8 protein-coding genes and 1 pseudogene are annotated in these 9,676 nt (G+C 66.9%); 8 read left to right on the top strand and 1 reads right to left on the bottom strand.

From position 1 onward, the window contains the following. The 5 genes and pseudogenes from ACRDU5_RS06075 to ACRDU5_RS06055 all read left to right on the top strand — a co-directional run. A pseudogene (locus ACRDU5_RS06075) lies at positions 1–571 on the top strand (hypothetical protein); the annotation flags it as partial. 78 nt (positions 572–649) lie between these two features. Further along, positions 650–1,597, top strand: a complete 948-nt coding sequence (locus ACRDU5_RS06070) for a Rossmann-like and DUF2520 domain-containing protein (protein ID WP_526613586.1) — start codon at positions 650–652, stop codon at positions 1,595–1,597. Continuing rightward, on the top strand, positions 1,594–2,538 hold the full coding sequence (gene panC / locus ACRDU5_RS06065; protein ID WP_526613585.1) for a pantoate--beta-alanine ligase: 945 nt from the start codon (positions 1,594–1,596) through the stop codon (positions 2,536–2,538). The genes ACRDU5_RS06070 and panC overlap by 4 nt, the downstream gene beginning before the upstream one ends. Then, positions 2,538–2,945, top strand: coding sequence for an aspartate 1-decarboxylase (gene panD, locus ACRDU5_RS06060; RefSeq protein WP_526613584.1), 408 nt, complete (start codon positions 2,538–2,540; stop codon positions 2,943–2,945). The genes panC and panD overlap by 1 nt, the downstream gene beginning before the upstream one ends. A gap of 5 nt (positions 2,946–2,950) precedes the next feature. Then, the gene (locus ACRDU5_RS06055) at positions 2,951–3,766 is read left to right on the top strand and encodes a type III pantothenate kinase (protein WP_526613583.1); all 816 of its coding nucleotides are present in this window, start codon (positions 2,951–2,953) and stop codon (positions 3,764–3,766) included. Positions 3,767–3,822: 56 nt separating this feature from the next. Here ACRDU5_RS06055 and ACRDU5_RS06050 read toward each other — a convergent pair whose 3' ends face one another. Further along, positions 3,823–4,971, bottom strand: a complete 1,149-nt coding sequence (locus tag ACRDU5_RS06050; protein WP_526613582.1) for an alanine racemase — start codon at positions 4,969–4,971, stop codon at positions 3,823–3,825. 23 nt (positions 4,972–4,994) lie between these two features. On the opposite strand from ACRDU5_RS06050, the gene lysS reads away from it, so the two are divergent. From lysS to ACRDU5_RS06035, 3 genes are all read left to right on the top strand, one after another. Continuing rightward, entirely contained in the window at positions 4,995–6,512 is a 1,518-nt protein-coding gene (gene lysS / locus ACRDU5_RS06045; protein ID WP_526613581.1) for a lysine--tRNA ligase, read from the top strand. Between the two features lie 122 nt (positions 6,513–6,634). Continuing rightward, positions 6,635–6,976 (top strand): histone-like nucleoid-structuring protein Lsr2, encoded by a 342-nt coding sequence (gene lsr2, locus ACRDU5_RS06040; protein ID WP_526613580.1) that lies wholly within the window; start codon positions 6,635–6,637, stop codon positions 6,974–6,976. Positions 6,977–7,250: 274 nt separating this feature from the next. After that, a partial coding sequence (locus ACRDU5_RS06035; RefSeq protein WP_526613579.1) for an ATP-dependent Clp protease ATP-binding subunit occupies positions 7,251–9,676 on the top strand: 2,426 nt, incomplete at its 3' end.

Below are 9,676 nucleotides of genomic sequence, written 5' to 3'. Positions count from 1 at the left end.
GCGGGCGGCCGAGCAGCGGGCGGCCGAGCAGCGGGCGGCCGAACTGCGCGCAGCCGAGCAGCGGGCGGCCGAACAGCGTCGGGCATGGGAGCCGCCGACGGCACCGCCCCAGCAGGAGCCGGAGCGTGTGAGCAATCCCACAGGGTCAACCGACTGGCAGCCGGCGCCTGCCGAAGGGGAGTGGATCCCCGCCGGAATGCCGCGCAGCAACTGGGCGTCGCCGGTCGCGGAGAACGGGTCTTCAGGTGAGTATGTCGGCAAGCGACGCGCTCCCGAGCCGGTGATGTCCACACCGCCCGGGGAACCACGCCGGGGCAAGCATTCCGCGCCCGCCGACGCCGCTGACCCGGGACGGCCGTCCTCATCGACGCCGCCGCCCCCGCAGGCGACACCGCCTCCCCAACCGCCACCGCCAACGCCGCCGGAGCCGGCCGCGCCGCGCCATCGCAGTGGCGAGGAGTCCGGGAACCGTGACAAAGAACACACCGGCGGGCACTCCGTTGCTGAGCTGCTGGCCCGGCTGGATGTCGGGTCCTCGGGCGGCGGTCGTCGCCGCCGTCGCGAAGAGTGAGTTAGTCTCATACAGACCGTCCGGTACCCGCAGCGCAGGACCGGAACGAAACCACAGAACCTTGCGAGGTCGTCTGCGATGGAGCAGTCCGCTACGCGCGCATGGGGTCCCCACGACGGGATGCGTCCGGCCCGGCTGTCCGTCGGAATCATTTCCGCCGGCCGAGTGGGCACTGCGCTCGGCGTCGCGTTGGAGCGCGCCGACCACGTGGTGGTGGCGTGCAGCGCAATCTCACTCGCCTCCCGGAAGCGCGCCGAGCGCCGGCTGCCCGACACCGCGGTGCTGCCGGTCCATGAGGTTGCCGGCCGCGCGGAGTTGCTGCTGATCGCCGTGCCCGATGCCGAGCTCGCCACCGTCGTTTCCGGTCTCGCGGCCACCGGCGCGGTGCGGCCGGGGACCCTCGTGGCGCACACTTCGGGCGCCAATGGCATCGGGGTGCTGGCGCCCCTGACCGAGCAGGCCTGCATACCGTTGGCGATTCATCCCGCGATGACCTTCACCGGTGCCGACGAAGACATCACCCGGTTGCCCGACACCTGTTTCGGCATCACCGCCGCCGACGACGTCGGCTATGCCATCGCGCAGTCGCTGGTGCTCGAGATCGGCGGCGAGCCGTTCCGGGTGCGCGAGGACGCCCGCTCCCTGTACCACGCCGCGCTGGCCCATGCCAGTAATCACGTCGTCACCGTGATGCTCGATGCGGTCGAAGCACTGCGGGCCGCGCTTTGGGGTCAAGAGCTGCTCGGGCAGGAACTCGTCGGAGACGAACCCGGCGGCATTGCCGAGCGGGTGGTCGGACCGTTGGCTCGGGCGTCCCTGGACAACGCGCTGCAGCGCGGGCAGGCCGCGCTGACCGGCCCGGTTGCCCGCGGCGATGCCGGCGCGGTCGCCGATCACCTGCGGGCACTGGCCGAAGTGGATCCCCAACTGGCGCAAGCATATCGGGCCAACTCGTTGCGCACAGCGCAGCGCGCGCATGCACCCGACGACGTCTTCGCGGTGCTTGCGGAAGCGGGGCAGTCATGACGATCCGCAAGCCGCCCGAGTTCGTCGCCGGTGAACTCAACGTCTACACGTCCGCGCGCAAAGTCTCTGAAGTAACCGGCGCACTGCGGCACACCGGTCGACGCGTGATGCTGGTGCCGACCATGGGCGCGCTTCACGGCGGACACCTGGCCCTGGTGCGGGCCGCCAGGCGGGTGCCCGGCTCGGTGGTCGTGGTGTCTGTATTCGTCAACCCGTTGCAGTTCGGCGCCGAGGAAGACCTCGACACCTACCCGAAGACCCTCGACGACGACGTTGCGCTTCTGCGCGCCGAAGGGGTAGAGGTGGTTTTCACACCGAGGGCCGCCGAGATGTATCCCGACGGATTGCGGACTTCCGTTCACCCCGGCCCGTTGGGTGCAGAACTTGAAGGTGCCGCGCGGCCAATGCATTTCGCGGGCGTGCTGACCGTGGTGCTCAAGCTGCTGCAGATCGTCCGGCCGGATCGGGCGTTCTTCGGCGAGAAGGACTATCAGCAGCTGGTTCTGGTTCGGCAGATGGTTGCCGACTTCAACGTCGACGTGTCGATCGTCGGCGTACCGATCGTCCGGGAACCGGATGGGCTGGCGATGTCGTCGCGCAACCGGTACCTCGACCCCGTCGAGCGGGAGCAGGCCGGCGCGCTGTCGGCCGCCGTGCTGGCCGGAATGTACGCCGCGTCCGGCGGGACGCCCGCCGCTCTGGATGCCGCCCGCGCGGTGCTCGATGAGGTGCCCGCCATCGACGTGGACTACCTGCAGGTGCGCGACCCTGCGCTCGGGCCGGCGCCCGCCGAGGGTATGGCCCGCATGCTGCTGGCAGCCCGGCTGGGCACGACCAGACTGCTGGACAACATCGCGATAGACGTCGGATCAATCGCCGATACCGACGGGCAACGATCCGTCGGGTCGGACGAGAATCACGAATTACCATGGAGGAACTGATGTTACGAACAATGCTGAAGTCGAAGATCCACCGCGCCAGAGTGACACAGGCCGATCTGCACTACGTCGGATCGGTGACCATCGACGCCGACCTGATGAATGCCGCCGACCTGCTCGACGGCGAACAGGTCACCATCGTCGACATCGACAACGGCGCGCGGCTGGTCACCTATGCCATCACCGGCGAACGTGGCAGCGGTGTGATCGGGATCAACGGCGCCGCTGCGCATCTGGTGCACCCCGGCGATCTGGTCATCCTGATCGCCTACGGAACAATGGAAGACGCCGAAGCCCGCGCATACCAGCCGCGCATTGTGTTCGTCGACGCCGATAACAAGCAGATCGATGTGGGCCACGATCCCGCCCACGTCCCGGCCGACGCAGCTGATCTGGTGTCTCCCCGGTAGAACCCGTGCTGCTAGCAATCGACGTCCGCAACACCCACACCGTCGTCGGGCTGATCTCAGGATCGGGCGACCATGCCCAAGTGGTGCAAGACTGGCGGATTCGCACCGAGTCGGAGGTCACCGCCGACGAATTGGCGCTGACCATCGACGGCCTGATCGGCGACGACTCCGAGCGGTTGACCGGCGCTGCCGGACTGTCGACCGTGCCGTCGGTGTTGCACGAATTGCGTGAGATGCTCGGCCAGTACTGGCCATCGGTTCCGCACGTACTGATCGAGCCCGGTGTGCGCACGGGTATCCCGCTGCTCGTTGACAATCCGAAGGAGGTCGGCGCCGACCGCATAGTCAACTGCCTTGCGGCATACCAGAAATACGGCACGGCCGCGATTGTTGTGGACTTCGGATCGTCGATCTGCGTCGACGTCGTATCGGCCAAGGGCGAGTTCCTCGGCGGTGCAATCGCACCCGGTGTCGAAGTTTCCTCCGACGCGGCGGCGGCGCGCTCGGCGGCATTGCGCCGCGTCGAGCTGGCCCGGCCGCGATCGGTGGTCGGCAAGAACACGGTCGAGTGCATGCAGGCCGGCGCGGTGTTCGGGTTCGCCGGGCTGGTCGACGGATTGGTGCGCCGCATTCGCGACGACGTCGAGGGGTTTGGCGGTGACGACATCGCGGTCGTGGCGACCGGGCACATCGCGCCGCTGCTGCTGCCCGACATGACCACCGTCGAGCACTATGACCAGCACCTCACGCTCGACGGGCTGCGGCTGGTGTACGAACGCAACCGCGACAGCCAGCGCGGCAGGCTCAAGCAAGCCCGCTGATGTTGTGATTTCGGCGTGAAAACCTGCGGTAGGCGCTGGAAATCACGCCGAAATCGCTAGAAGAACGTGCGGATCAGGTCGACCACGCGGTCGTCGTCATCGAGCACCGGGATCATCTGCCATTTGTCGAATGTGGTGCAGGGATGGGATATCCCGAACCGCAGCCAGCTGCCGACCGCGACGCGGTCGCGGTCGTTCGGGCCCAGTCTCAGGTACGCGTGCTGATCGTTGAGCTTGGTGACCGCGCTGTCTGACGGGGCGAGCGGCACCGGCATGTCCTGATCGAAGGACACGTCGCGGCGTCCCATCGTCAGCAAGGCCAGATCCGGCTCCGGCCACGACATCACTTGGGCCCACACCTGCAAACCGGGAAGCAATCCCAGCGGTGAGGTCCTGGCGTACAGCCCGTGGTCGTGGGTGAGATAGCAGCCACTGCGGATGATGGTGCGCACCGACAGGCCGGCCAACCGTTCGACCGCCGAACGCAGCTCGGACAGGTAACCGGTGACGCGGGCGAGCGCGTCCGGCGACACGTCGTGGCCGAGCGCCGCCTCGTAGCCCGCCACACCGACCAACCGCAGCGCAGGACAGTCCGCGGCGGCCCGGGCCACCTCGTCGACGGCGGACGGGCCGCGGCAGCCCGTTCGGCCGTCGGCCTTGCCGACCTCGACGCAGACGTCGACCGGGCGGCGCGCGTCGGCCGCCGCGAGTTCCGACGCCATCAGCCGCACCCCGTCGAGCGAATCCACCCAACACAGCAGGGTGAAGTCCGGGTCGGCACTCAACTCCGCGGCCAGCCACCGCAGTCCGGCCGCGTCCACCAGTTCGTTGGCCAATACGACATCGCGCACACCGAACGCGCGGTAGGTGCGGACCTGGCTGATGTTCGCCGCGGTGATTGCACACGATCCGGCGTCGAGCTGGCGGGCGAACAGCTGTGGGGCCATGTGCGTCTTGCCGTGCGGGGCGAGCTCGACGCCGCGATCGCGACACCACGCGGCCATCGTTGTCAGGTTGTGCGCCAGCGCTTCGGCGCGCAGCACGCAGACCGGCCCGACGGCACCGTCGTCGACCAGGTTGGGGGCCTCGGCACAGATCTGCGCGGGGGTGCGGCCCCACCACGACGCCGGCAGCCCCTTGAACCGCCAGTCCACTGGCTCGTGGGCCAACGCGGCTAGCGCCGCAGCGTTGATGGGAGCCGTCACGAGTTCATTTAAGCTGGCACGTCGTGACATCACCTGAGCAGCCCGACGCCGACGAGGCCGACGTTCCAGAGCAATTCCGGATCCGTCAGGCCAAGCGGGAGCGACTGCTCGCCGAAGGCCGGGTTCCCTATCCCGTCGAGGTGGCGCGCACCCACAGCCTGGCCGAGATCCGCTCTGCCTACCCCGACCTGCCAGTGGATACGGAGACCGGCGACGTCGTCGGCGTTGCGGGACGGGTGCTGTTCGCCCGCAACTCCGGCAAGCTCTGTTTCGCCACCCTTCAGGAGGGGGACGGCACCCAGCTGCAGGCGATGATCAGCCTGGACAAGGTCGGGCAGGACTCGCTGGACAGCTGGAAGACCGACGTCGACCTCGGCGACATCGTCTACGTGCATGGCGAGGTGATCAGCTCGCGACGCGGTGAACTGTCTGTTCTTGCCCACTCTTGGCAAATCATTTCCAAGGCGCTGCGGCCGCTGCCCGTTGCTCACAAGGAGATGAGCGAAGAATCCCGGGTACGGCAGCGCTACGTCGATCTGATCGTTCGCCCGGAGGCCCGGGCCAGCGCCCGCCAGCGCATCGCCGTCGTTCGCGCCGTGCGGTCGGCGCTCGAACGGCGCGGTTTCCTGGAGGTCGAGACGCCGATGCTGCAGACGTTGGCCGGCGGCGCGGCGGCCCGCCCGTTCATCACGCATTCCAATGCGCTCGATGCCGACCTGTACCTTCGGATCGCGCCCGAACTTTTCCTCAAGCGTTGCCTGGTGGGCGGTTTCGAGAAGGTTTTCGAACTGAATCGGGTGTTCCGAAACGAAGGCGCGGATTCGACGCATTCGCCCGAATTCGCGATGCTCGAGACATACCAGGCCTACGGCACGTACGACGATTCCGCGACGATGACCCGTGAGCTAATTCAAGAGGTTGCCGACGAAGCCATCGGAACCAGAAAGGTGCCGTTGCCTGATGGCACAACCTACGATCTCGATGGCCAATGGGACACGATTCAAATGTATCCGTCGTTGTCCGGCGCACTCGGCGAAGACGTGACGCCGTCCACGCCGGTTGATCGGCTGCTGGGGTTCGCTGACGGGCTAGGTGTGGAGATACCCAGCGACCGCGGTTACGGGCACGGCAAAATTGTCGAAGAACTCTGGGAGCACACCGTCGGCAACGAGCTCTCGGCGCCGACGTTCGTCCGCGACTTCCCGGAGGAAACCACCCCACTTACCCGTGCCCACCGCAGCATTCCCGGTGTCACCGAGAAGTGGGACCTGTACCTGCGGGGCATCGAAGTGGCCACCGGATATTCCGAACTGATCGATCCGGTCATACAGCGGGAACGGTTCGCCGCGCAGGCGCGCGCGGCGGCCGCCGGAGACGATGAAGCAATGGTCCTCGACGAGGATTTCCTCACCGCGTTGGAGTACGGGATGCCGCCATCCACTGGCACCGGAATGGGCATCGATCGGTTGTTGATGGTTTTGACTGGACTGTCAATTCGGGAAACGGCTTTGTTCCCCATTGTTCGACGCCAAGGCAACTGAACATCTCGACAAATCCTGTGTTGAATGGGATGCGCTCGTATGGCACATTGGTCAGGGTTCGAGAGATTCAGACCAGACACTATGTGACACTATGTGCCAGGCAGAAGGGTCAGTGTGAGCCAATGGCGAAGAAAGTGACCGTCACGTTGGTCGACGATTTCGACGGTGAGGGCGCCGCCGACGAGACGGTCGAATTCGGGCTCGACGGAGTGAGCTATGAGATCGACCTTTCTACCAAGAATGCCACGAAACTCCGCGGCGATCTGAAGCAGTGGGTGGACGCGGGACGACGCGTCGGAGGCCGTCGACGCGGACGGTCGGCCGGCTCGGGCCGCGGCCGTGCGGCGATCGATCGCGAACAGAGCGCCGCTATCCGCGAGTGGGCCCGTCGTAACGGACACAACGTGTCCACCCGCGGACGCATCCCCGCCGACGTGATCGACGCCTTCCACGCGGCAACCTAACCGGCCGTTGCCGGCCGGTCCCCAGCTGGGGGCCGTCGAATCGCGCTTTCGCTCGTGGCGAACTGGCCGCAGGTCGGCACGGGAAACGTTTTGGGCGCCCTCCGCGTTGTCATCTGCAGGACCGGGTACGGGGCGGATGGCGCCTTTCGCGCCTCCGGTCGTCCTGTTGGCGAACGACCGCCAGGCGGGGCACCCGGGAGCGCCGCCCATTAGAGTGGACGGTAGGTATCGCGCGCATGCGCCGTGCCTATTGATGGAGAGCAGGTAACCACCGATGTTTGAGAGATTCACCGACCGCGCCCGCAGGGTCGTCGTCCTGGCTCAGGAAGAAGCCCGGATGCTCAACCACAACTACATCGGCACCGAGCACATCCTGTTGGGACTTATTCACGAGGGTGAGGGCGTCGCAGCCAAGTCGCTGGAATCGCTGGGCATCTCGCTGGAAGGCGTGCGCAGCCAGGTCGAGGAGATCATCGGCCAGGGCCAGCAGGCTCCGTCGGGCCACATCCCGTTCACCCCGCGCGCCAAGAAGGTTCTGGAGCTGAGCCTTCGCGAGGCGCTGCAGCTGGGCCACAACTACATCGGCACCGAGCACATCCTGCTCGGCCTGATTCGTGAGGGCGAAGGCGTGGCGGCCCAGGTCTTGGTCAAGCTGGGTGCCGAGCTGACCAGGGTGCGTCAGCAAGTCATTCAGCTGCTGTCCGGCTACCAGGGCAAGGAGACCGCGGAAGCCGGCACCGGTGGCCGCGGTGGCGAGGCGGGCAACCCGTCCACGTCGCTGGTGCTCGACCAGTTCGGCCGCAACCTGACCGCGGCCGCGATGGAGGGCAAGCTCGACCCGGTCATCGGCCGCGAGAAGGAAATCGAGCGGGTCATGCAGGTGCTGAGCCGGCGCACCAAGAACAACCCGGTGCTGATCGGCGAGCCCGGCGTCGGCAAGACCGCCGTCGTCGAGGGCCTGGCCCAGGACATCGTGCACGGCGAGGTGCCCGAGACGCTGAAGGACAAGCAGCTCTACACGCTTGACCTCGGCTCACTGGTGGCCGGCAGCCGGTACCGCGGTGACTTCGAGGAACGCCTGAAGAAGGTCCTCAAGGAGATCAACACCCGCGGCGACATCATCCTGTTCATCGACGAGCTGCACACGCTGGTCGGGGCGGGCGCCGCCGAGGGCGCCATCGACGCCGCTTCGATCCTGAAGCCCAAGCTGGCCCGCGGCGAGCTGCAGACCATCGGTGCCACCACACTCGACGAGTACCGCAAGTACATCGAGAAGGACGCCGCCCTGGAGCGCCGCTTCCAGCCGGTGCAGGTCGGCGAGCCGACCGTCGAGCACACCATCGAGATCCTCAAGGGTCTGCGCGACCGCTACGAGGCGCACCACCGCGTCTCGATCACCGACAGCGCGATGGTGGCCGCCGCGACGCTGGCCGACCGTTACATCAACGACCGGTTCCTGCCGGACAAGGCCATCGACCTGATCGACGAGGCCGGTGCCCGGATGCGGATCCGCCGGATGACCGCTCCGCCAGACCTGCGCGAGTTCGACGAGAAGATCGCCGACGCGCGCCGGGAGAAGGAGTCCGCCATCGACGCGCAGGACTTCGAGAAGGCGGCGAGCCTTCGGGACCGGGAGAAGCAACTGGTCGCGCAGCGCGCCGAGCGGGAGAAGCAGTGGCGCTCAGGTGATCTCGACGTGGTCGCCGAGGTCGACGACAACGAGATCGCCGAGGTGCTGGGGAACTGGACCGGCATCCCGGTGTTCAAGCTGACCGAGGAGGAGACCACTCGGCTGCTGCGCATGGAAGACGAGATCCACAAGCGGATCATCGGCCAGGAGGACGCCGTCGCTGCGGTTTCCAAGGCGATCCGGCGCACCCGCGCCGGCCTGAAGGACCCCAAGCGCCCGTCCGGCTCGTTCATCTTCGCCGGCCCGTCCGGCGTCGGTAAGACCGAGCTGTCCAAGGCGCTGGCGAACTTCCTGTTCGGCGAGGACGACGCGCTCATCCAGATCGACATGGGCGAGTTCCACGACCGCTACACCGCCTCGCGGCTCTTCGGTGCCCCTCCCGGGTACGTGGGCTACGAGGAGGGCGGCCAGCTCACCGAGAAGGTGCGGCGCAAGCCGTTCTCGGTGGTGCTCTTCGACGAGATCGAGAAGGCACACCAGGAGGTCTACGGCACGCTGTTGCAGGTGCTGGAGGACGGCCGGTTGACCGATGGCCAGGGCCGTACGGTGGACTTCAAGAACACCGTGATCATCTTCACCTCGAACCTCGGCACCCAGGACATCTCCAAGGCGGTCGGTCTCGGCTTCACCGGCGGGCACGACCAGGGCTCGAACTACGAGCGGATGAAGACCAAGGTCACCGACGAGCTGAAGCGGCACTTCCGGCCGGAGTTCCTCAACCGGATCGACGACATCATCGTCTTCCACCAGCTCACGCGTGACGAGATCATCACGATGGTCGACCTGATGATCGGCCGGGTCGAGGGCCAGCTGAAGAGCAAGGACATGGCGCTCGAGCTGACCGACAGGGCGAAGCGGCTGCTGGCCAAGCGCGGGTTCGACCCGGTGCTCGGCGCCAGGCCGCTGCGCCGCACGATCCAGCGCGAGATCGAGGACCAGCTCTCCGAGAAGATCCTCTTCAACGAGGTGCACCCCGGTCAGATCGTGATCGTGGACGTGGAGAACTGGGA

Origin of the sequence: Mycobacterium sp., assembly GCF_050701515.1 — a bacterium.
GTDB lineage: Bacteria > Actinomycetota > Actinomycetes > Mycobacteriales > Mycobacteriaceae > Mycobacterium.
This window is presented reverse-complemented; position numbering and strand designations above follow the sequence as displayed.